The organism is Sporosarcina sp. CAU 1771, from assembly GCF_054482775.1.
Window position 1 is genome coordinate 16,770 of the sequence record NZ_JBTLRN010000012.1, and the last position, 21,259, is coordinate 38,028.

The 21,259-nt window shown below is 38.6% G+C and carries 22 protein-coding genes and 1 pseudogene; 12 read left to right on the forward strand and 11 right to left on the reverse strand.

Annotated elements, in window-relative coordinates; genetic code table 11:
- Positions 1 to 13: 13 nt before the first annotated feature.
- Positions 14 to 1,189: an NAD(P)/FAD-dependent oxidoreductase gene (locus ACXYMX_RS09710; RefSeq protein ID WP_459044055.1), complete on the reverse strand. Its 1,176-nt coding sequence runs from the start codon at positions 1,187 to 1,189 to the stop codon at positions 14 to 16.
- A gap of 190 nt (positions 1,190 to 1,379) precedes the next feature.
- Between ACXYMX_RS09710 and ACXYMX_RS09715 the strand changes: the two genes are divergently transcribed.
- From ACXYMX_RS09715 to ACXYMX_RS09725, 3 genes are read left to right on the forward strand one after another with little or no spacing between them, the layout of a single operon-like run.
- On the forward strand, positions 1,380 to 1,646 hold the full coding sequence (locus tag ACXYMX_RS09715; protein ID WP_459044056.1) for a (2Fe-2S)-binding protein: 267 nt from the start codon (positions 1,380 to 1,382) through the stop codon (positions 1,644 to 1,646).
- On the forward strand, positions 1,643 to 2,044 hold the full coding sequence (locus ACXYMX_RS09720) for a (2Fe-2S)-binding protein (RefSeq protein ID WP_459044057.1): 402 nt from the start codon (positions 1,643 to 1,645) through the stop codon (positions 2,042 to 2,044). Before ACXYMX_RS09715 ends, ACXYMX_RS09720 begins: the two co-directional genes overlap by 4 nt.
- The gene (locus ACXYMX_RS09725; protein WP_459044113.1) at positions 2,037 to 3,227 is read left to right on the forward strand and encodes an NAD(P)/FAD-dependent oxidoreductase; all 1,191 of its coding nucleotides are present in this window, start codon (positions 2,037 to 2,039) and stop codon (positions 3,225 to 3,227) included. Before ACXYMX_RS09720 ends, ACXYMX_RS09725 begins: the two co-directional genes overlap by 8 nt.
- 86 nt (positions 3,228 to 3,313) lie before the next feature.
- Here ACXYMX_RS09725 and ACXYMX_RS09730 read toward each other — a convergent pair whose 3' ends face one another.
- The 4 genes from ACXYMX_RS09730 to ACXYMX_RS09745 form a co-directional block, all read right to left on the reverse strand.
- The gene (locus ACXYMX_RS09730) at positions 3,314 to 4,150 is read right to left on the reverse strand and encodes an isocitrate lyase/PEP mutase family protein (protein ID WP_459044058.1); all 837 of its coding nucleotides are present in this window, start codon (positions 4,148 to 4,150) and stop codon (positions 3,314 to 3,316) included.
- A 25-nt stretch (positions 4,151 to 4,175) separates the two neighbouring features.
- Positions 4,176 to 4,568 carry a hotdog fold thioesterase gene (locus tag ACXYMX_RS09735; protein ID WP_459044059.1) on the reverse strand — a complete coding sequence of 131 codons (393 nt, stop codon included), beginning with the start codon at positions 4,566 to 4,568 and terminating at the stop codon, positions 4,176 to 4,178.
- Between the two features lie 676 nt (positions 4,569 to 5,244).
- On the reverse strand, positions 5,245 to 5,760 hold the full coding sequence (locus tag ACXYMX_RS09740; protein ID WP_459044060.1) for a YhcN/YlaJ family sporulation lipoprotein: 516 nt from the start codon (positions 5,758 to 5,760) through the stop codon (positions 5,245 to 5,247).
- Positions 5,761 to 5,846: 86 nt separating this feature from the next.
- Positions 5,847 to 6,683, reverse strand: coding sequence for a hypothetical protein (locus tag ACXYMX_RS09745; protein ID WP_459044061.1), 837 nt, complete (start codon positions 6,681 to 6,683; stop codon positions 5,847 to 5,849).
- Between the two features lie 151 nt (positions 6,684 to 6,834).
- On the opposite strand from ACXYMX_RS09745, the gene ACXYMX_RS09750 reads away from it, so the two are divergent.
- The 3 genes from ACXYMX_RS09750 (at position 6,835) to ACXYMX_RS09760 (ending at position 8,886) form a co-directional block, all read left to right on the forward strand.
- Entirely contained in the window at positions 6,835 to 7,956 is a 1,122-nt protein-coding gene (locus ACXYMX_RS09750; protein WP_459044062.1) for an MBL fold metallo-hydrolase, read from the forward strand.
- Positions 7,957 to 7,959: 3 nt separating this feature from the next.
- Positions 7,960 to 8,223, forward strand: coding sequence for a DUF3006 domain-containing protein (locus tag ACXYMX_RS09755; protein ID WP_459044063.1), 264 nt, complete (start codon positions 7,960 to 7,962; stop codon positions 8,221 to 8,223).
- A 225-nt stretch (positions 8,224 to 8,448) separates the two neighbouring features.
- Positions 8,449 to 8,886 (forward strand): DUF3888 domain-containing protein, encoded by a 438-nt coding sequence (locus ACXYMX_RS09760; protein WP_459044064.1) that lies wholly within the window; start codon positions 8,449 to 8,451, stop codon positions 8,884 to 8,886.
- Between the two features lie 142 nt (positions 8,887 to 9,028).
- On the opposite strand, the gene ACXYMX_RS09765 is transcribed toward ACXYMX_RS09760, so the two are convergent.
- Positions 9,029 to 9,739 (reverse strand): gamma-glutamyl-gamma-aminobutyrate hydrolase family protein, encoded by a 711-nt coding sequence (locus tag ACXYMX_RS09765; RefSeq protein ID WP_459044065.1) that lies wholly within the window; start codon positions 9,737 to 9,739, stop codon positions 9,029 to 9,031.
- A 172-nt stretch (positions 9,740 to 9,911) separates the two neighbouring features.
- Complete coding sequence (gene argH / locus ACXYMX_RS09770) at positions 9,912 to 11,240, reverse strand: argininosuccinate lyase (RefSeq protein ID WP_459044066.1); 1,329 nt, start codon at positions 11,238 to 11,240, stop codon at positions 9,912 to 9,914.
- 603 nt (positions 11,241 to 11,843) lie between these two features.
- Between argH and ACXYMX_RS09775 the strand changes: the two genes are divergently transcribed.
- The 5 genes and pseudogenes from ACXYMX_RS09775 to ACXYMX_RS09795 all read left to right on the forward strand — a co-directional run bounded on the left by ACXYMX_RS09775 (position 11,844) and on the right by ACXYMX_RS09795 (position 16,364).
- On the forward strand, positions 11,844 to 12,770 hold the full coding sequence (locus tag ACXYMX_RS09775) for a cation diffusion facilitator family transporter (protein ID WP_459044067.1): 927 nt from the start codon (positions 11,844 to 11,846) through the stop codon (positions 12,768 to 12,770).
- 148 nt (positions 12,771 to 12,918) lie between these two features.
- Positions 12,919 to 13,529, forward strand: a pseudogene (locus tag ACXYMX_RS09780) (IS607 family transposase).
- The gene (locus tag ACXYMX_RS09785; protein WP_459044068.1) at positions 13,513 to 14,667 is read left to right on the forward strand and encodes an RNA-guided endonuclease InsQ/TnpB family protein; all 1,155 of its coding nucleotides are present in this window, start codon (positions 13,513 to 13,515) and stop codon (positions 14,665 to 14,667) included. Before ACXYMX_RS09780 ends, ACXYMX_RS09785 begins: the two are co-directional and overlap by 17 nt.
- Before the next feature lie 169 nt (positions 14,668 to 14,836).
- On the forward strand, positions 14,837 to 15,409 hold the full coding sequence (locus tag ACXYMX_RS09790) for a branched-chain amino acid aminotransferase (RefSeq protein ID WP_459044069.1): 573 nt from the start codon (positions 14,837 to 14,839) through the stop codon (positions 15,407 to 15,409).
- 13 nt (positions 15,410 to 15,422) lie between these two features.
- The gene (locus ACXYMX_RS09795) at positions 15,423 to 16,364 is read left to right on the forward strand and encodes a TRM11 family SAM-dependent methyltransferase (RefSeq protein ID WP_459044070.1); all 942 of its coding nucleotides are present in this window, start codon (positions 15,423 to 15,425) and stop codon (positions 16,362 to 16,364) included.
- Between the two features lie 71 nt (positions 16,365 to 16,435).
- On the opposite strand, the gene hemY is transcribed toward ACXYMX_RS09795, so the two are convergent.
- From hemY to hemE, 3 genes are read right to left on the reverse strand one after another with little or no spacing between them, the layout of a single operon-like run.
- On the reverse strand, positions 16,436 to 17,860 hold the full coding sequence (gene hemY / locus ACXYMX_RS09800) for a protoporphyrinogen oxidase (RefSeq protein WP_459044071.1): 1,425 nt from the start codon (positions 17,858 to 17,860) through the stop codon (positions 16,436 to 16,438).
- A gap of 24 nt (positions 17,861 to 17,884) precedes the next feature.
- Entirely contained in the window at positions 17,885 to 18,820 is a 936-nt protein-coding gene (gene hemH, locus ACXYMX_RS09805; protein WP_459044072.1) for a ferrochelatase, read from the reverse strand.
- Between the two features lie 14 nt (positions 18,821 to 18,834).
- Positions 18,835 to 19,887 carry a uroporphyrinogen decarboxylase gene (hemE, locus tag ACXYMX_RS09810; protein WP_459044073.1) on the reverse strand — a complete coding sequence of 351 codons (1,053 nt, stop codon included), beginning with the start codon at positions 19,885 to 19,887 and terminating at the stop codon, positions 18,835 to 18,837.
- A gap of 189 nt (positions 19,888 to 20,076) precedes the next feature.
- On the opposite strand from hemE, the gene ACXYMX_RS09815 reads away from it, so the two are divergent.
- Positions 20,077 to 20,586: an antibiotic biosynthesis monooxygenase family protein gene (locus tag ACXYMX_RS09815; protein WP_459044074.1), complete on the forward strand. Its 510-nt coding sequence runs from the start codon at positions 20,077 to 20,079 to the stop codon at positions 20,584 to 20,586.
- 50 nt (positions 20,587 to 20,636) lie between these two features.
- Here ACXYMX_RS09815 and ACXYMX_RS09820 read toward each other — a convergent pair whose 3' ends face one another.
- Positions 20,637 to 21,221 (reverse strand): thermonuclease family protein, encoded by a 585-nt coding sequence (locus ACXYMX_RS09820; protein WP_459044075.1) that lies wholly within the window; start codon positions 21,219 to 21,221, stop codon positions 20,637 to 20,639.
- Positions 21,222 to 21,259 lie beyond the last annotated feature (38 nt).

Sequence of the window (21,259 nt, forward strand, 5' to 3'; positions counted from 1 at the left end):
TCATTAAGTGTATTTATACAGGTACCTTAGCAAAACGGTCAAATCGAAGAGGTTCTGTCGGAATAATTGTATTGGTTTCGCCACGAAGTAATTCTTCAATTAACTTGCCCGTGACAGCTGCTAAACTGATTCCATCCCCTTCATGACCTGCTGCGATGAAGAATCCTGGAATTTCTTCCACTTCTGAAACAATTGGTAAATGATCCGAAGTCCAAGGTCGGAACCCTGTATATGCACGAATCATTGTGAAATCCACCATTTCTGGATAGAAACGTAAAGCACGATTCGCCAGTGTTTTCAGCACATTTATATCGATTCTACCATCGTAACCAACAAATTGACGGCTTGAACCAATAAGGAAGTTTTGACTTTCTGTCGGTTCTAAAACTAATGCGACACCATGTTTTTCAGTAATCGGATCCACAATTCGTTCTCGACCAAATTTATTCATTAAATAACCAAATTCCATAACATTTCGCATCATTACTGGTTTCTGTCTTGCACCAACGATGATATGCCCTTTTCTTGGAATAATCGGAATATCTATATCTAACATCTTCCCAATGAATGGTGCCCACACGCCTGCCGCATTCACTACTTTTTTTGCAGTAAATGTGCCATTCGTCGTTTCAATTGTAAATTCTTCTTTTTTGGTAATTGAAGTTACTTCAGCCTTTGTTTGTACACGTAATCCAAATTGCTTCGCTTTTTGAATTAATGAGTAGCAGAACATATATGGGTTGATCAGTGAATCTGTACTACACTCTAATCCTCCAGGGATATCGTCCGCAAAATATGGAGACTCTGCTTTTAAATCTGCACGATCAAGTAATTTGAAGTCCAATCCAGCCGCGTTTTGAATATCTACCCATTCTTTCGCAGCTTGCATTTCTCTATCATTTTCGCATACAAGTAAGCTACCGAGCGCACGGTACTCAAAATCCAAATCTAGTTCTTTGCTTAAATCAACCGTAAGTTCCTGACTTCTAAGTGACATTAAACTATCAAACCCTGGATCTTTATCTACAATCGTTACGTTCCCATCGCAACGTGACGAAGTACCACTTGCAATATCATCTTTTTCAATTAACACACAATCGATTCCTGATTTTGCAACATAGTAAGCTATGGCGCAACCAACAATCCCACCGCCTATTATAGCAACCTCGGCATGAGTTTTTCTAGTCATCTACAAGACACCCCTTTGACATAATAAAACCTGATAGACTATGATAGATTTATATAAATCTGAAGACTCTTATTTTATTCTTTTGCTTCTCATATATATGTTAGAATAGGATAGGACGTTGTGTCAATTTTCTTCATTAACAAAGTATAAAGTCCATTGTTTTTTATATTGTAAAGGAGGAAGTAATAGTATGATTCATACGATTATTTGTAGATGCGAGGAAGTTTCATTGGAAGATATTCAAAACACAGCATCAATGTATAGATGTTCGGCACGAGAAGTAAAACTCCGGACAAGAGCTGGTATGGGATATTGTGGAGGAAGAACGTGCAGGCCTGCCGTTGACGCGGTTCTTGAATCCGTTACTGGAGAGAAGGCAGGCCATGAGATTCCAATGAAAGTACAACCCCCCGTTCGACCTGTATCCCTCTTTGTTTTAGGAGGTAATGAAAAATGACACAAAATCGAATCATGGATCATCCGGTTTTAGGTACGTTAAAAGATCTTAAACAAGTTACTTTCTCCTTTGACGGTAAAACATATACAGGCTTTGAAGGCGACACAATCGCGTCGGCTCTACTTGCAAATGGAATTCGACAACTTCGTTTACACGAAGAAACAGGAGCACCTCGTGCAATATATTGTAACATTGGGCATTGTTTCGAATGCCGAGTTACTGTCAATGAAGTACAGGGGATCCGCGCTTGTATGACACCTATTAAAGATAATCTGTCTATAGAAAGCGGTAAACTGCAAGCCGCTCCATTTAAAGCTCCTCCAAACGAATGGCCACGAACTTATGCTGAATTTGAAGAACAAAATAAAGAGGCAAAGAATGGTGAATCACATGTATGATGTTGTAATTATTGGAGCTGGTCCAGCCGGTTTGTCAGCTGCCATCGCTTGCCGTGAATCAGATTTAAACGTAATCGTAATCGATGAATTCCCTAAAGCTGGGGGACGTCTTCTAGGTCAACTTCATCAAGAACCAAATGGTGAATGGTGGAATGGAATAAAAGAAACACAATTGTTGTTGGATAAAGCAACAGAACTGCACACTGAAATCAAGTGTGAGGTATCCGCCCACCATATTGAACACTTAGAAAAAGGCTACGCCATACATACAAGTATTGGGATTCTTGTAACGGCAAATCTCCTGATTGCCACAGGTGCTGCAGAAACTGCTGCGCCAATTCCAGGATGGACACTTCCAGGCGTGATGTCGATCGGTGCCGCTCAAGTCATGACAAATGTACACCGAGTTCGAGTCGGAAATAAAGGAATCGTTGTCGGTGTCAACGTACTTTCTGCGGCTATTGCACGGGAGCTTCAGATCGCTGGAATTGAACTCCACAGCATGGCCCTACCTGTTTCAAATCCCGTAACACAAAATCATGCAAACCCTAAGAAAGTTATGGAAGGACTTGTCCGAATTGCCCACCTGGCTCCTTCTGCCTTTCTTCGTTTTGGAAGTAAGTTTGCAAAGGCCGAATGGGTACGCAATACTGCTGTTCGGTTTTATCCAAAGGGTGGCGTGAAGATGTGGGGCATGCCAATCCATATCAGGAAAGCCATCACACAAATAAACGGAACAGAAAAAGTGGAATCCGTTACAATGTGTGACTTAACCCCTGATGGTAAAGTGATCAAAGGTAGCGATAAAATAATTCCTGTAGACTTCGTATGTATTGCAGGAGGATTATATCCACTTACTGAACTAGCATCAGTCGCAGGTTGTCCTTTCCAATATATCGAGGAATTGGGTGGACACGTTCCAATTCATAATGAGTTAATGGAAACACCTGTAAAAGGCATATACGTTGCAGGAAACATTACAGGAATCGAATCGGCAAAAGTGGCACGTGAACAAGGTACTCTTGCGGGCTATTCGATCGCCAAGAACAAAACAAAAACACTACAGGCTTTGAACGATGTAAAATCAACGCGTGCTTCGGCATCTATCCAATTCCACCCTGAAATTGTGGAAGGTCGTAACAAAGTTCATACCGCCTTTAAAACGTATGTAGATAATCTATAATAAATCCGTACCTTAAACTTTATTCGCCCAATAAAAGAAATAACCCATCCGAGCAAATCCAGCTCAAAGATGGGTTATTTTGTGCTTTACTTCTTCAGCATTTCTTCAACTTCTTCGTAAGACAACACATTTTTCGTTAGTTGTTCAAAAGTACCTTTATTATATAGTTCATCGGCGATAGAATTCAACATGCTTACTGTAGCCCTAAATGGTCCAGACCCAGTACTAACCCGTTCTATTCCGATGGTTGATAACTCTTCTAATGTAGGTAATAGTGGATTCGACAATAGGTTGATTGGTACCGTAATTTCTTTTCTTAATATCTCGATTGCTTCTATGTCCGTTACTCCTGGAACAAAAATACAATCCGCTCCCGCCTCTACATAAGCGTTTGCACGATGTATCGTTTCTAGTAAACGCTCTTCTGGTTCACCTACATTGGCCCAATATAAATCTGTTCTTGCATTTATAAAGAGTGGGATATTAAGTGAATTCGATAGTTCTCTAATTGCCTCTATGTTTTCACTTTGAACAAGTACATCTGTAAGTGGATCGATAAGATCTCCAGTTCCATCTTCTATATTAATCCCTATTGCTCCAGCTATAATAACTTCTCGAACATTATTTACAAGTTCATCAATTGTAAATCCATATCCTGCCTCAATATCTGCGCTTACGGGTATGTTTACTGCCCTTGTTATTGAAGATATTGTTTCAATCATCATTTCAAATGGTAACTTTTGACCGTCGGAATAACCAAATGATGCTGCTATTCCTGCACTTGTTGTTCCAATAGCTTTAAATCCTTTTTCCTCAAATATTTTAGCACTAATAGCATTCCAAGCATTCGGTAATATAAAAGTAGGTCCTTGTTTATGCAATTCATGGAAGTCTTTCACTTTTATTAATTGATTTTTAAACATAAAAAACTCCTTACTATATGTAATGTTATTTTCTTTTCACGATTGCCATCGTACATCGAGATATACAGATTAGCTTCTCATCTTCGTCCACAATTTTTATATCCCACACCATTGTTGTCCGTCCTTTATGTAGAGGCGTTGCGATTGCTGTAACGATACCTTCTGACTTACCTCGTAAGTGATTTGCGTTTATTTCCAATCCTACAGCAATTTCATTTTCTTGATCCACCAAGTTCCATGTAGCTACACTTGCGATCGTTTCAGCTAATGCAACCGACGCCCCACCATGTAACAATCCAAATGGTTGATGTGTTGCAGCGTGAACAGGCATTGTTGCTACTGCACGTTCTGCAGATAGCTCTATTACTTCTATTCCTAATGCACCCATTAGTGTTTCTTCAAGTGGTTTCATTTCCATCTCAACTTCCCCCTTCATCCAATTAACTGAACAGCTATTTTCTTTTACTTTAGTTTACCATATCAATTAGCTATTTGCGTGATACGTCCAATCCAACAAGTATTTCCGATTATGCTCTGTTAAATAATAATGTTGATAAAACAAACTAAACAAATGTGCTCGAGTAAGTGTATCTAACACGTTGATTTCCTTTTCAGACCCGAAGTGCGGAAAGATAGAGTTCGATCTTTCCCTGACGCGTTCCGGAGGGCAGGCGGTGGACCAACCCGTTCGCAAAGATGTGCTCATAACGCTCCGCTTATTCGCAAAAGCCGTTCTTCGTTACGGCTTTCGCTCCCGTTGGTTGTTTCACCTGACCCGCTGTCCTCCCGGAGTCGCCGTCTTCCACTTCAATCAACTAGGAGTGTACAAATCGTATGATTGCTCCACTCTGATTACTGCATTAACCATGAAGTTAAAACGAACTAGCGTAGAAGCGACAAGTGTGAGCCGAAGTAGTAAGACCGACAGTGAACTTTCTGACGGGCTTACTACGGGAGGCCATCACCAAGCGCCGAAGCGATATTTTCACGCTTTCCCCTCTACTCGAGAAGGAGTTTACAAATACTTTATCTACTATTAAAAAAGAACCTACTTAGTTACAAATAGGTCCTGCTCCGTATTAAATTCAGTTGTGTTAATGAGCGTCTGGAAATACTCTTTTTACAGATTCAGTGAATTCTTCAAAAAATCCTTCTACTGGATTCCCCGCACTAATTTCTTCACCATAACCCTTCATTCTTTCAACAAAGTCCGGATTAACCGAGACATATACTTTTTGAATATCCGAATCAGTTTCTCGCACTTTATCTGCAATTTTTTCTTCCAAGGCATCTGTTAACTCAGTGGTTTCAGATTTCAACATGACTGCTGCATAAGCATTCTGATCTGTAACAATAATCGTAGCACTGTCAACTTCATCCATTTCAGCAACTTTATCCGCTGCTTCGTTAGCTATATCCATGCGTGTTTCGTTTACGTTTGTTGAATCCGTATTTTCTTCATTTACTATTGTCTCGTTATTGTCTTCAACCACTTCTTTTTGTGGGTTCGTATTATCAGTATTCGTAACCCCTTTATCTTTATTAGCCCCACATCCAACTAATGATAAAGATACGAAGACGACTGTCGTGAACATAAGAATTTTTTTCAATAGGCTTCCTCCCAAATTTAGTATCAAATTTAGGATAACCAAACTTACCAATATTACGCGTAGTATGTTTTTCCAATTGCTATAATTTAAAGTACTTTGTTTAATACTTCATCTACCCAATCGGCATTTTCTTCCAATCTAACCTGTTCACATAAGATCCGGTGAACTCGTTTGAATTCAGGAATAATGCGTTGTGTAACATCCATAATTTCAACTGGATCCCTTGAACAACTCCAAGATTTCAGAAGTTCTAACTGATCGTTCTTAAGATGACTTCTTTCACCTTCTACTTTTGCCCAATCACCAAATGGATTCGGTTGCATTCCTGCCTCCATATACCATGCAGTGACGATTGAAAAGCGCAAATTATCTAAGTACCTCAGCCCATAATATAATTCGTTTCTCATAACTCTACGGTACAATTCATGTAAATAAGCAAAGAATTTAGTGCGCCATAGTTCGACGTCTTCCTTTGTAAACTTTAACTGCATTTGATTTGATTTCTTTACTATATCCTCCAACATCTCACTCTCATCATAAAAAACTTCTATATTTCGTAGGGAGGCAGATGGCAGTAAATCCTTCAGTCGATAGTAAAATGTGTTCACTTTCACAAAATTATCATAATGAGCTGTACTGTAATTTACATAAGGCAAGTCCTCAAAAAATAGAACTTCCCCCCATTTTTCAGCACGTTTTTTCTTATTGTCCCTGTACTCTTCGAATGCTTCATTTCGAACGACAATACGGAGATCGATATCTGAATATACATCTGTATCTTCATTACCTATCGAACCACCGTAAAAAACAGCAATGATATGCATATCATCTGCCAAATCTTTTTCAATTGCTTCTTTAATTGTTTGGCGATGTTCTGGAATTCGAGCATCCCTCAATAAATGTTTACAATCAAATCTTTCCACCTTAATTCCCTCCTTTCATTTTTCAATATTTCTAGGTTATTTTAGTATATATTACTTCTTCTTAACTTGTTAGAGATACGAAGGTTTTTTATTTCGCATCTGCTATAATTTAAAGATAGAACAGATTCAATTCTATTCGAGGAGGACGAAAATGATAAGTAAGTTATTCGTTCATCTTTTGCTATATAGTAGCTTATTTATGCTTTCTGCTTGTTCGGTAAATCAACAGCAAACCATTTCCAAAGCAGATGATGTTGCTTCACATACTCCAAAAGATGTTCAAGACGATATAGACCATTCAAAGATGAAAGTTCATTTCATTGATGTTGGTCAAGCAGATGCCACCTTGCTTCAATTTAATGATGGAAACGAAGCCTTCACTCTTCTATTTGACACGGGTGATTGGATCTCAACAGATGTGGTTTCTTACCTTCATTCGCAACAAGTTAAAGACATTGACATCATTGCAATTAGTCATCCACATGCAGATCATATCGGGCAGTTGGATAAGATTATTGCAGATTTCAATGTAGGAGAAGTTTGGATGAACGGCGAAATTTCGAACTCTCAAGTGTTTGCAAAATCACTTGAAGCGATTGAAACGTACCAAGTTGATTACTATGAACCTACTCTTGGTGAAGTATTCGATATTGGTCTTCTTGAAATAACCGTAATTCATCCGAAATCCCTTTCAATGGGAACAAACGACAACTCACTTGTATTTAGACTTCAATATGGAGATATTTCTTTCCTTCTTACTGGTGATGCTGAACAACAAGCGGAAAATGAAATGCTAGGTAGAGGTGAAAATCTTCAAGCTACTGTTCTGCACGCCGGTCATCATGGATCTAAGACATCAACGACACCCAACTTCTTAGCTGCTGTCAAACCTGAAATCGCAATTTATTCCGCAGGAGAAAATAATTCATATGGTCATCCAGATGCTGAAATTGTTGATCGAATTACTGGAAGCGGCACTCTTTTATATGGAACAGACACGCACGGTACCATTGTACTGGAAACAGATGGAAAAACGATTGAAGTTAAGACGCAAAAACAAGGGACAATTATAAGAAACGAAAATTGTCTAAACATCAATACAGCTACTCTAGAAGAGGTTCAACAAATCACGCATATCGGACCTACTTTAGCAGCCGAATTGATTAAACTTAGACCTTTTCATTCAATAGATGAGCTTGTAAATATTAATGGTATTGGCTCAGGAAGACTTAATGATATTAAAGCGCAGGGTGTTGCCTGCATTGGAGGATAATTTATGTACTCAGGCTATCTTGATCGATTTACAGATGATAATAACGCACTCATATTAATCGACGCTTTACAGAAACAGTTTCATGTATCACGTTCGTTACTGCCTGCAGGAAGTTCTGCAGGAACCTGGTTTGTGATTGGAATGAATGAAGATAAAATCATTTCACTTCAAATCGATGCTGAAAAGAGTTCTTCGGTAAAACAGGATATAGATGATCGCATGAAACGACTAAAAGCGAATAAAACAAGTCGGTTTAAACGTAACTGAAAGTACTTTTAATCAGCCCGATAAGTAAGATAAAATCAAAATACTAAAGATCGTGAATTCTTATGAATTTACGGTCTTTAGTATGCCTGTTTATCCATCTTTACAATTGAATGATGCCAGATATTTGAAGTGAATCTCCCACGAATTCAACACTTTTAAATAGAATAATTTGGTTGAGATAATTTAAGCTTTTCTGAGTAAAATAAGCTTTAAAGGGGGTGTCCAATGAAAAAAGGTATTTTAATTCCTTCTTTTTTAGTGTTGTTTCTGATGTCGACAGTATTGACATATGCTGAAACAGATTATTATCAACCTGCTGAAGAATCTAAAGAAGAACTTGTGATGGATTTGTTTTTTTCACTACTTTTACCAGACATTCAGAAGGCAGTTTCTAAATACTATTCAAATTATCTTACCACAAGCCCCTTAGTTTATCCGTATCAAATAAAGATATTAAAGATGGAAAGAACAAATGGATATCGAGGTTTTATTTTTTTAGTAATCGTTGAAGTTACCCCCGTTGTCGGTCCACATAATCCAGTAGGAAGAGACCAACTAACGTTTTCGATAACTCCAAGTGAAGTGAAACTTAAAAGTTTTAAGCATATGGAAACGTATGAGCTTCCTCCAAATTGGCAAGATATCATAAAAAAGAGGAAATAATTAGTTGGTTAGCCCCATATAAATTCTGTCCCCCCCATATTTGGGGGACTTTTTTATCGTCTAACCTAGAAAAATACAAACATGATGTCATGATCAAGAATTCCTTCAAACGCGTTGTTTACTGACGGTTCAGTAATTTTGCTTAATTGCTTTTTTTACTTGCTTTAATAAACTTTTCGAAAATTAATAAGGAAGGTGCATCGTTCAGTGGCACCAATTCCTCAGGATGCCATTGAACCCCTAAAACAAATCGATGTTCGGTACTTTCAATCGCTTCGACAATTCCATCACTCGAAACCCCTGATATTTGATAAGGTTTCGGAACATATTTGACCGCCTGATGATGATATGAGTTTACTAGTATCTCTGTTTCTCCAACTATCGATTCTAATAAACTTCCTTTTTCCACTTGCACATAATGGGTGAGATGCCCCCTTGGTGAATTTTGTGCATGTTGCAAAACCTTCTTTTCGTTTTGTGCATGAATATCTTGATACAGATTTCCTCCGCTCACAACATTGAGAATCTGTTCCCCTCTACAAATACCTAATATCGGCTTATCCAACTCAAGCATTATTTTTGCTAACTCGATTTCAATTTGATCGCGAGCGGGTGTGACATCTCCAAGATTTCGATGGGGCTCCTCACCAAACAATAGCGGGTTGAGATCTGAACCTCCTGAAAGAAGTAGACCATCAAGTAGTCCAGTAATTTGCCGCAAGTCTTTCTCAATACCTGTTGGAATAAGGATTGGCAAGCCACCTGCACGCTCAACTGCCTGAATATATCTATCATTTAAAACATGTCTTTTTCCATTTTCCACATCGGTTGTAATTCCAATAACTGGTTTCATATAGACCACCTCATTTCTTAAACAAATAAAGCTACTATCTATATAATACACGGTATCCAACTGCGATGTGAACATTTACACTGAATATTTAGTTTACGTGAAATGGAAAGCTGCCCATATTTGGACAGCTCATATCAAAATACTCTAGCTGTATACTAAAGTAGAATCTTTATTAATTTTGTACTTCTTTCATTAATTTCTTATTTCCCTTCGTAATGATATTTTCATAATCGATACTCTCATAAATGTCGCCCTCAATATGTTTACTGAACTTTGCTAACTCTTCTATCGTTAGATCTTCAATCGCTTTTTTCTGTTCTTCGCAATAAATTATCAGTTTGCCTACAATTTCATGTGCATCACGGAAAGCAATCCCTTTACTCACTAAATAATCAGCAACTTCAGTTGCATTTAAAAATCCTGCTTTAATGGCCTCTTTCATTTTATCTTCATTGACATGCAAAGTGTCCACCATTTTCGCCATAATTTCTAGGCAATCCAGTACTGTATCTAGTGAGTCGAAAAATTGTTCCTTGTCTTCCTGCATATCCTTATTATAAGTGAGCGGTAGTCCTTTTAACGTCGTCAGTAAAGCAAAGAGAGAACCATAAACACGTCCGGTTTTGCCTCGGATTAACTCAGCTGCATCAGGATTTTTTTTATGTGGCATAATACTGCTTCCCGTTGAATAAGCATCTGCCATTTTAATGAATCCAAACTCCTGGCTACTCCACATTATAAGTTCTTCACTTAAACGACTTAGATGCATCATAATGATCGAAAAATCCGACATTAATTCTAATAAATAATCTCGGTCACTGACACCATCCATAAAGTTATCTACAGGTTTAGAAAAGCCAAGAAGTTCTGTTGTAACATCTCGGTCAATCGAATGTGTTGTACCTGCTAAAGCCCCGCACCCTAATGGATTTTCATCCAAAATTTCAATTGCATTCTCAATTCGCTTTTTATCCCGTTTAAACATTTGAGCATATGCTCCTAGATGATGACCAAAAGTTACTACTTGTGCTCGTTGTAAGTGTGTGTACCCCGGCATAATCACATTATTTGCTGTGCCTTTCGCAGTTAACGAATCAATAAGCTGTTGTAAAGAATTCATTACTTCACTTGCTTTATTCTTCGCATATAATCGAACATCAACTGCCACTTGGTCATTTCGGCTTCTAGCGGTATGTAGCTTTTTCCCTGTTTCTCCAATTCGTTCAGTTAACTGGATTTCTACGAAAGAATGTATGTCCTCATAAGCGCCTTCCACTTTCAATTCGCCGCTTTCAATATCAACTAAAATCGATTGCAGCCCATTGACAAGTAACTCCCCTTCCTCAGGTGTCAACAAATCACAATGAACGAGCATCGTCACATGCGCAAGGCTTCCCACGATATCTTCATGGTACAGTCTATTATCCACTCGTAATGATGAATTAAATTGCTCCATAATCGCGTCTTCTTGATTTGTAAATCTTCCGCCCCAAAGTTTCATATATACAACTCCCTATCTAGATCAATTTGCATTTCAATGTATTCTAAGTATAAAGCAACCTCGTCAGATTTTCTTACTTCTAAAACTTTACATACTAAATTATAAAACAAAACAACAAAGCATAAAAATCTCTCCCCCTTGCTACTGATAATAATTAACGTGAATGGTACATTGTGAAGCCCCTTGAAATCTAGCTCTTTTATTAAAATTAATTTAATAGTCGAAACCAGCGACATGTGTGAGCCGAAGAAATAAGACAGACAACGCTCTTCTTACAGGCTTATTTCAGGAGGCCATCACCAATTACCATTCATTATTTTAGCCTTGCTACTAAACGTTAACGAAGCGTTATTAAATACATTCGATTGCTATTGAAAAATGGTAGTGCTATAATTATTGAACGTCTTAACCGAGCGAGTGATTCTTATGATTGCAAACAACCAAACAAATTCATTTAAAAACGCCCATCCCCTGACAGGAGCCTGTCAGGGGTTTTTGTTTCCCTGAGGCAACATTCATTTTATTTAGTCGTGATTGTATACTACGAATAACGTTTCAACACATAATTAGAATCACCAATTTAATTCAAGGGGGTAGTTAATAATGAAGCTTAAACCAGATTCAAATGCTCCTATTATCGCTGTATGGATAAGTTTAATAAGTAATATCCTGTTGACTATCCTTAAGCTCATCGTAGGCTTTTTATTTAAAAGTCCTGTTCTTTTAGCCGATGGTTTCCACAACGCAGGAGATGTCATTGCATCCGGTGCTGCCTTGACTTCAATGCAGATTTCAAAACGTCCAGCTGATGAAGATCATCCTTATGGACATGGAAAAGCTGAAGTCATCAGCTCTGCAATTGTCGCAATCATTTTAGGGCTAGCGGCCATTTACATCGCTTTCGAAGCAGTATCCGCACTATTTGAGGAACCTGCAAAGGCTAGCGTTATCGCTCTTCTTACTGCAATACTATCTTTTGTTTGGAAACAGGCCTTATATGTATATACGATTCGATTGGGTAAAGCTTCAAATAGTAAAGGCTTGATTGCGACTGCTTATGATCATCTTGCCGATGTATATGCTTCCCTCGCAGCCGTATTAGGTATTGGGCTCGCTCTTGTAGGTGATAAGTACGACATCCAAATACTTTCCTACGCGGATCCCATTGCCGGTATTATCGTTTCGATTCTAGTGCTCAAACTTGCCTACGTTATTGGGAAGGAAGCTATGGATATCCTTATGGAGAAGAGTGTGAGTCCAGAAAGAATTACCGAGTTCGGAAGCTTAATCCTTTCGTTTCCTGATGTTAAAAGAATTGACCGGTTGCGCGCACGTGAACATGGCCACTATATATTAGTCGACCTTCGCATTGCCATTCGTGCTGAAATGACAATCCAGGAAGGGCATGATATTTCACGTACAATTCGCGACACAATTATGGATCAACACAAAGATGTCGATGAAGTCTTAGTACATTTAAACCCTTGGTATTGTGACAAAATAAATGAAACGCTCGACGAATCTAATTAATCTTGATGATGCTTACCATGCTTTAAGTAACAAGGTACACCCACTCTAGGACAATTTACGTTATACTGGGAATGAAGTTCAATTTCCCCCAATAAAGGAGTTAACTTAAACGAGTAACTTTGTATTACCACGTAGTATACTAGTGAGTATGAAAACTATTTATAAACCAAAAGAATTTGCATCTATTTTAAGTACGACGGTTAAAATGTTATAAAACTAGGACAATGCCAATAAAATAGTCGCTTACCGAAACCCACAAGGAAGAAGGTTCTATACGCACGAACAATATGAAGCGCATATGGGGATTCAGCAGGGAAAATAAAGAAGGTAAGATTGTTTTTTACGGGCGTGTTTCAAGTGCTGGTCAAAAGGAAGATTTGGCGAACCAACTTTCTTTTTTACGAGATTGCGCCAATGCAAGAGGCTTGATTGTATACGAAGTGTTGACCGACATTGGAAGCGGTCTGAATTACAAACGAAAAAAATGGAATGCTTTGTTAGACGATTGCTTTGAAGGGAACGTCACAACCATTCTTATTGCATATAAAGATCGCTTTGTTCGTTTTGGATATGACTGGTTTTCTTCCTTTTTAGAGAAAAGGGGTGCCCGGATTCTTGTCGTAAAGAATCCGGGCACCCCAACGGGAACTGGTTGAAGATTTGATTTCGATACTTCATGACTTTAGCGGTCGCATTGCCGGATTTCAAAAATATAAAAAGAAAATACAGGAGGATGACAAACTTGAAGAAAGCCTTTAAGACAGAAATCCTCCTGTCTGACGTACAAGTCGATAAAGTCAATCGAACAATTGGCACATGTCGCTATGTGTACAATTTATATCTTCACACCGCACAAGAACACTATAAACAGACGAAGAAACACCTATCGGGTTACGATTTTTCCAAATGGCTGAACAATGTCCATACGAAAGAAACTGGCCAATGGATCAAGGATGTTTCGAGTAAAGCCGTCAAGCAGTCCATCATGAACGGGGATAAGGCTTTTAAGAACTTTTTTAAAGGATTGGCTAAGTTTCCCCGCTTCAAAAAGAAAAGAAATCAAGATGTAAAAGCCTATTTTCCGAAAAATAATGCATCTGATTTAAAAATAGAACGCCATCGGATTAAAGTACCAACAATTGGTTGGGTTCGTTTAAAGGAATTTGGGTATATTCCAACGGACGCCACCGTCATAAATTGTACGCTATCACAAAAAGCGGGTCGGTATTTTGTTTCCGTTTTATGTAAAGTCGAAGAAGTGCGTAAAGCCTATGTTCCTAAGCATGATGGAATTGGAATTGATGTAGGGATTTCTACATTTGCTTCTTGTAGTCATCATGTCGTGTTTGAAAATAGTAATAAAACACAACATGTTATTAAATTGGAAAAAAGTTTAAAGCGACAACAGCGGAAACTGAGTCGCAGCTATGAACAAAATAAAAATCGAAAGAGAGGTGAATTCTGCGCTAAAAACAGGCAAAAACAACTTGGAGTTGTTCAAAAATTGCACGCTAGACTTGCGAATATCCGAAAAGAATATGTTCGGCATGTTGTTGCTACGCTGGTGAAAACCAAGCCTGCGTATCTAACGATTGAAGATTTAAACATTAAAGGCATGATGAAGAATCGCCACTTGTCGAAAGCAATTGCTGGGCAAAACCTATATGCATTCAGGGAATGGATTGAGGCCAAATGCAAAGAAAAAGGCATCGAGCTTCGGATCGTTAGCGGATGGTATCCATCCTCCAAACTTTGTTCTAGCTGTGGAAATAAGAAGACGAATCTAAGTCTTTCTGAGCGCGTATATAATTGTGACAAGTGCGATACAATACTTGATCGAGATTTCAATGCGAGTTTAAATCTGAAATACGCAAAAGAATATACGGTTCTCACCTAAACGAAACCGTATATATGTAGGGTGGGCTACATCCGAATTTACGCCTGTGGAGTGCTAAACCAACCGTAGTAGTGTGCAATTGACGAGGCGGGGTACAGAGAAGCAGGAAATTGTCTAGCGTAGAAAAATAAATACATTCTTCTATGTTTTTAGTAGCAGATCATTGATTATGTTAAAGAAACAAATGGAGCAGTATTTTGCTAAAAATTTAAATGAAGATAAAATTGAGCTATTCGACATCGAAAAAGACTTTGCTGAAGAGCATCAAATGCTTACTGACGGGATTTTCGTTTCATCTAAAGAATTTCATTTTCAAGTAATTGAACGCTGCGATAAAGAAACAGAAGAACTCCTTCATACAGAGACTTCAGACTTTCTAAAACAAGCGATTTCTCACCTTACACAACATCGAAATGAATTTGTTTATGTGGAATCAACCACCTTAGAGCTTATTCGAGTAGATGCGATTGCACTTGAACTTGATGATGTATTCAAAACATATACGGCACTCTTGGGCTTGAGACTCCAAAAGAAATACGGTCCAGAGATCAAAGCATATCTTGATGCAAACTTACAAGGTGAAGGCGTGAAATATAGTGTAATGTTCTCAGATGCGGATGGACTATGGGATATAAACTTCGCTTTAGATTACGTAGAGGGATTTAATGATACGTTGTCTTTCGATGAGGCATATCAAATAATCTACACGTTCATTTTTAATTTAATTCGAGATATTGAGTAAGGATGGGAAGTTTTTGAAAGAACAGAAATTCATATACACATACGTACAACATAAAGACGAGTTCGATTTATGTCGAATGGAAATGCGCGCCTTTTTTGGCTTTGATACTTTGTTAAATTGTTTACTAAGTCCAGTTGAAATTGAACCAAACCGAAGTCCTTTTATGAAAGAGCGGTTAGAAGTTCTATATGAAAATGAAGATTTCGATGCACTTCTAGATCAAGTCGAACAGTTTGAATTGCATACAGAAACGTTCAAAGTTGCTTGCTTAAATACCATTGAACTTAATTCAACAGAAAAGATCGGTCACTCTGACCGTCGTAAATTGGAACGTGAAATCGGATTGCGTATTAATGGTGAGCCTGACTTAGACAATCCGACATGTATTTTAGGTATTGTATTTGTAGATAATACATGGTATTTCGGTAAGTACATTGAAAGTGAAAACATTTGGTTTCAACATCAGCAAAAGCCACATATGTATTCAACCGCATTAAGTACTCGGGTTGCTAGGGCTGTTGCTAACATTGCCGTTCCACACCCAGAAGGTATACGTGCAATCGATCCGTGTTGTGGTATAGGAACCGTGCTTGTCGAGGCCCTATCTATGGGAATTGATATCACGGGTAGAGATATTAATCCGCTTGTTGTCTTAGGTTCGAGAAAAAACATTGCTCACTTTCATTTGAAAGGTGAAGTTGTTATTGGACCGATCGCGGATGTTGAAACTGCGTACGATGTCACAATTATCGATATGCCTTACAATCTCTTCACACATATCACTACGGAACAACAACTTGATATTTTGATACAAGCGCGTCGATTTACTAAAAAAATTGTCATTGTCACGATTGAAACAATCGACTCGATGATTATTGAAGCAGGCTTTACGATTCTCGACCGATGCGTTGCCAAAAAAGGTACGTTTTCAAGACAAGTTCTTGTTTGTGAATGATTCAAAAATAGGGTGCTAGCCGCTCACACAATTTTTAACTTCAAAATTGTGTGAATAGCTAGCACCCTTTATTAAAATATCTCTTGAAGAATCTCATCGACTGCTGCTTTTCCTTGATTTACACAATCCGGTAATCCAACACCTTCATAAGATGCTCCGGCAAGCTTAACAGATGGAAATTTACTCTTTAACTCTTGACGAGCCGCCTCGATTAACTGCTTATGTCCAACGCGGTACTGAGGTCGATCTTCTTTAAATCGAGTAATTATTGAGAAATCCGGTTTCGCTTGAATCCCCAATATATTATTCAAATCAGACTGGACAATTTTTTCGATTTCAGCATCAGGCAAGTCAACAATCGCTTCGTCACCTACTCGCCCAACAAAAGCACGGATAAGCACTTTACCGTCAGGTGTTGATGTTGGCCATTTACGATGCGTCCATGTACATGCTGTAATTGAATAATCACTGCTTCTTGAAACGAGAAACCCAGTTCCTTCATGCTCCAACTTAACGGCTTCCTCAGGGTAAGCTAAGGCAATTGTAGCAACTGAAGTCGTTGGTATTTCGCCTAACTCTCGGAGTATACCGTGTGGAGCGAATAATCGACTAGCTCCAGCGTGACCAATTGACATCACAACAGCGTCTGCCTCAATTTTCCGCCCGTCATTCAAACTCAGAATCGTCTTATTAGAGTTCGGTTCCGGCTGATTGATAGCATCAATTTTGATGCTTTTCATCACAGTGTTTGGTTCAAGTTGCTCTTCCATCACTTCCACCAATGTGCTCAGGCCATTGCGGAAAGTATGGAAAACTCCTTCTTTTTTAATGCCTGATTCACTTTTTGTAGGCAATTGCTTCGGAGCTGTTTTCATCATCCCCAAAATAAGACTACGGTGTTTTTTCTCCACTTCAAAAAACTGTGGGAAAGTGGACTGAAGGCTCATTTTATCAATGTCACCGGCATAAACCCCAGAGAATAAAGGTTCAATCAAGTTTTCAACAACTTCCCTACCAAATCGTCTTCTAAAGAAAGAACCCATTGATTGATCGTCATCGTTCGCTGAGCGTGGTTGAAATAAATCACCAGCCGCTCTGAGTTTCCCAGCCAATGAAAATAAGCCTGACTTCATAAACGGACCGACTTGAGTCGGGATTCCCATAACTGACCCCTCAGGAATAGGATGTAACTCCCGATTCAGCAATATATAGGCCTGCCCCGTTGCATTCTTTACAAGCTCACTTTCTATCCCAAGTTCCTTTGCAAGAATCCCAATACTCTTTTTACGAATTAAAAACGAATCCGGACCACGTTCTATAACAAAACCATCCCGTCGAACCGTTTGGATTTTTCCTCCAAGATGATTCGACGCTTCGATAAGGAGTACATCAAGAGGAAGATTTTTCTCGCGTGCTTCTTTTTGTAAGTAAAACGCCGCTGAAAGCCCTGTAATTCCTCCGCCGACGATGACGACTTTTTTACGTTGTTCGTTCATGTCCATCATCACGTTCTTTCGTTATTATTTCTTTTCATTTAGCTTTGAAAATATTGTTTCTGCCATTGCATCGATAAATAAGGGATGTGTGTTTGGCATTTCCGGACGATAATAATTTGCTCCGATTTCATCACAAACAACTTTACACTCATAGTCATTGTCGTAAAGAACTTCTAAATGGTCTGAAACAAATCCAACCGGTGTGTATACAAATGTTGTATACCCTTTTTCCTCATGTAAAGTACGTGTCAAATCTTGAACATCTGGCCCTAACCAAGGATCCGGAGTTTGACCTTCACTTTGCCAACCAATCTCATAATTTTCGATTCCAGCTGATTGAGCGATTAAATCTGCCGTCTCTTTCAGTTGTTCTGGATATGGATCACCGTTTGCAATGATTTTCTCAGGAAGTGAATGTGCAGAAACGATTAAGCACGCCTTCGCTTTTTCTTCGTCACTCATCGCAGCATACGTTTCACGTACTTTATCCGTCCAATACTGGATGAATTTAGGTTCTTTATACCAGCTTTCAACTGAAGTAATCTGCATGCCGTATTTTTCAGCTTCTTCTTGAGCGCGTCCATTATACGACTTTACAGAAAATGTTGAAAAGTGAGGAGCAAGGACGATGGATACCGCTTCTTCAATTCCATCCTCATTCATTGCTTCCACAGCTTCCTCAATGAACGGTGTAATGTGTTTTAGACCAACATACACCTTGAAGTCAATTGAGTCTTGTACAGCGTTCAAGCGCTCGCAAAGTGCATCTGCTTGTTCGTTTGTTATTTTAGCTAGAGGTGATATTCCGCCAATTGCAGCATATCGGTTTTGTAGATCCTCCAGTTGCTCAGGAGCAGGTGGACGTCCACGGCGAATATGCGTGTAGTAGGATTCGATATCCTCTTCTTTGTTCGGTGTACCGTATGCCATTACTAATAAACCCATTTTCTTCTTCGTCATTATGTCACCTCTTATTAATTTTGTGCGTTGCGCAACTCTGTGCTATATGTGTGAACCAGTTCTGTTAGTTTTTTCAATGTCGCCGGTTTAACATCCGGGAATACACCGTGACCAAGGTTAAATATGTGATTACCGTGTGCTACACCTTGCTCAATGATCACTTTTGCACGTTCTTCGATAATGCTCCAGTCCGCGAGTAAAAGAGATGGATCTAGGTTCCCCTGTAGAGGTTTTGTTAAACCACGTGCACCTGCTTCTTGGATCGGCAAACGCCAGTCCAGACCAACAACATCTACTGGAAGGTCATGCCATTCATTCGCAAGGTGACTTGCACCTACTCCAAATGTAATTAGTGGAACATTTAACTTTTTTAATTCTGTGAAAATATGCGTCATAATCGGTTTAACGAAAATACGATAATCTGCAACGTTTAATGCACCTACCCACGAATCAAAGATTTGAATCGCCTTTGCACCTGCATTTACTTGTGCAGTTACATAAGTAATCGTCATTTCAGCAAGTTTGTCCATAAGTACAAACCACGCTTCTGACTCTGACACCATGAATGACTTTGTTAAGTTAAACGTTCTTGAAGGACCTCCTTCAATCATATAGCTCGCAAGTGTAAATGGTGCGCCTGCGAAACCGATTAATGGAACGTTTAATTGCTCTTGTGTCAACATTTTAATTGTTTCTAACACATAAGGAATATCATCTTCCGGGGAAATTTCACCAAGATTCGTAACATCTTGTACTGAACGGATTGGATTACTAATGACCGGACCTACTCCAGCCTTTATTTTCACATCAACACCAATTGCAGGAAGTGGCGTAACGATATCCTTATATAGTATTGCGGCATCAACATTATATTGATCGACTGGAAGTTTTGTAACGTATGCACAAAGTTCAGGGTTACGTACAATATTCTCTAACGAACCATGTTCTTCTTTAATCTTCAAATATTCTGGTTGTGATCGACCTGCTTGCCTCATATACCAAACTGGTGTGTGTTCAATTTTTTCTCCACTTGCAGCTCGAAGAAGTGTATCATTAAATTTAGTCATGAATACGTTCCCACTTTCACTAAGTATTTTATCTATTTATAATTTTAGACGTTCCCGAACGCATTGTATAGGCAAAGGGGCATTTGTCATCAATTTGTAAACACATCTACGCCACAGTTTCGTCATTTTTAGTTTCATTTATTACTATTGAGGGAATTATAGTAATTAACAATAGAAGGGGGTTTTTAGATGAATATCTTTTTAACATCTGGAACATTTGACTTCATGAAATCTCTAAGGGAAAAATATCCAAGTGAAACGATGGTTGTTATGAGTGGAGCAGGAAATGCAGTTCTTCTACATGAAACAAATGGGAAATCACTCTTTCAAACACCGAGAAGATATAAAACAATTGGTGAATCTGGCACTCTCACGGAAGAAGGATACTTTGTGTTCAATAACATTCCCGTAACAGATGAAGGACGTCCTATTTTTGAACACCAAATTTCAAAATGGTTGGATTCAGTTGATTTACAACAAAGAAACGTTGCATTTCGTTTACTCAGTCCAATCGATTCCAACACGTATATTGTTCTATCTCAGTGGAGTGATGCAGCGGGCTATCATACTTGGAAAAACAGTACCGCAGCACAACAATTAGATCGATTAATCTCTAACGAATCTGGAGCTTCTAAAATGCCACATATGTTCTCCAGTGCATCTTATGTGACAACCTATATGACTAAAAAGAAAAAGTAACCACATATTAAAAATAGCTTTCCCACATTCAACTGTGAGAAAGCTATTTTCTATTCTTTATACGTTTTGCTATCAAAGCCTCGTTCAGTCACATAATCTTCAAGGGTCCATATGCCAATTCCTGCTTTTTTTGCCCGTTGCTGAGCTTTTTCATAAGCGTCGAGATGCTTTGTATTTGGTGGATAAACATATCCAACACGAGCAAGCCCTTCCTCAATCAATTTTTCTTGTACACTTTCTCCGTCGATATAAACGTAAGCTAATAATCTACCGTATTTGTCAATTCGCTCACCTATATCAAATTCGATTTCAAGTTTACCACTATTCATCAATTCTCGATTTCTTTCTTTGGCCTTCTCCCCAAATGGTTGTTTTCCGAGTTGTGGATGATTTGTTTCAGGCGTATCTATTAATAAGTATCGTACGTTTTTTTCTTCACCTTCATATTTCACTTTAATCGTGTCCCCGTCAATCGTTTTAACCAGTTCCACGGCAATTAATCCATCACGACTAGGTGTAGTCTCTTCCTCAGAAAGAAGTTCTGGAAAATACATTGTTACAACGGCTAAAATGATAATAGCTAAAATCGATGTTAAACCCTTTTTCTTATTCATCTTTTTTTTCGTATTTTTCATGTACGCTCATCCTCATAATTTGTCTTTCTACCATTCGC

Bases quoted from the DNA above. Each gene is read 5' to 3' on its own strand.
- ACXYMX_RS09820 (WP_459044075.1), bottom strand. From the start codon at position 21,221: ATGAAAAATACGAAAAAAAAGATGAATAAGAAAAAGGGTTTAACATCG.
- ACXYMX_RS09720 (WP_459044057.1), top strand. From the start codon at position 1,643: ATGACACAAAATCGAATCATGGATCATCCGGTTTTAGGTACGTTAAAA.
- ACXYMX_RS09760 (WP_459044064.1), top strand. From the start codon at position 8,449: ATGAAAAAAGGTATTTTAATTCCTTCTTTTTTAGTGTTGTTTCTGATG.
- hemY (WP_459044071.1), bottom strand. From the start codon at position 17,860: ATGAACGAACAACGTAAAAAAGTCGTCATCGTCGGCGGAGGAATTACA.
- argH (WP_459044066.1), bottom strand. From the start codon at position 11,240: ATGAAACTTTGGGGCGGAAGATTTACAAATCAAGAAGACGCGATTATG.
- ACXYMX_RS09775 (WP_459044067.1), top strand. From the start codon at position 11,844: ATGAAGCTTAAACCAGATTCAAATGCTCCTATTATCGCTGTATGGATA.
- ACXYMX_RS09730 (WP_459044058.1), bottom strand. From the start codon at position 4,150: ATGTTTAAAAATCAATTAATAAAAGTGAAAGACTTCCATGAATTGCAT.
- ACXYMX_RS09755 (WP_459044063.1), top strand. From the start codon at position 7,960: ATGTACTCAGGCTATCTTGATCGATTTACAGATGATAATAACGCACTC.
- ACXYMX_RS09725 (WP_459044113.1), top strand. From the start codon at position 2,037: ATGTATGATGTTGTAATTATTGGAGCTGGTCCAGCCGGTTTGTCAGCT.
- ACXYMX_RS09710 (WP_459044055.1), bottom strand. From the start codon at position 1,189: ATGACTAGAAAAACTCATGCCGAGGTTGCTATAATAGGCGGTGGGATT.
- ACXYMX_RS09715 (WP_459044056.1), top strand. From the start codon at position 1,380: ATGATTCATACGATTATTTGTAGATGCGAGGAAGTTTCATTGGAAGAT.
- hemE (WP_459044073.1), bottom strand. From the start codon at position 19,887: ATGACTAAATTTAATGATACACTTCTTCGAGCTGCAAGTGGAGAAAAA.
- ACXYMX_RS09750 (WP_459044062.1), top strand. From the start codon at position 6,835: ATGATAAGTAAGTTATTCGTTCATCTTTTGCTATATAGTAGCTTATTT.
- ACXYMX_RS09735 (WP_459044059.1), bottom strand. From the start codon at position 4,568: ATGGAAATGAAACCACTTGAAGAAACACTAATGGGTGCATTAGGAATA.
- ACXYMX_RS09815 (WP_459044074.1), top strand. From the start codon at position 20,077: ATGAATATCTTTTTAACATCTGGAACATTTGACTTCATGAAATCTCTA.
- ACXYMX_RS09790 (WP_459044069.1), top strand. From the start codon at position 14,837: ATGTTAAAGAAACAAATGGAGCAGTATTTTGCTAAAAATTTAAATGAA.
- ACXYMX_RS09765 (WP_459044065.1), bottom strand. From the start codon at position 9,739: ATGAAACCAGTTATTGGAATTACAACCGATGTGGAAAATGGAAAAAGA.
- hemH (WP_459044072.1), bottom strand. From the start codon at position 18,820: ATGACGAAGAAGAAAATGGGTTTATTAGTAATGGCATACGGTACACCG.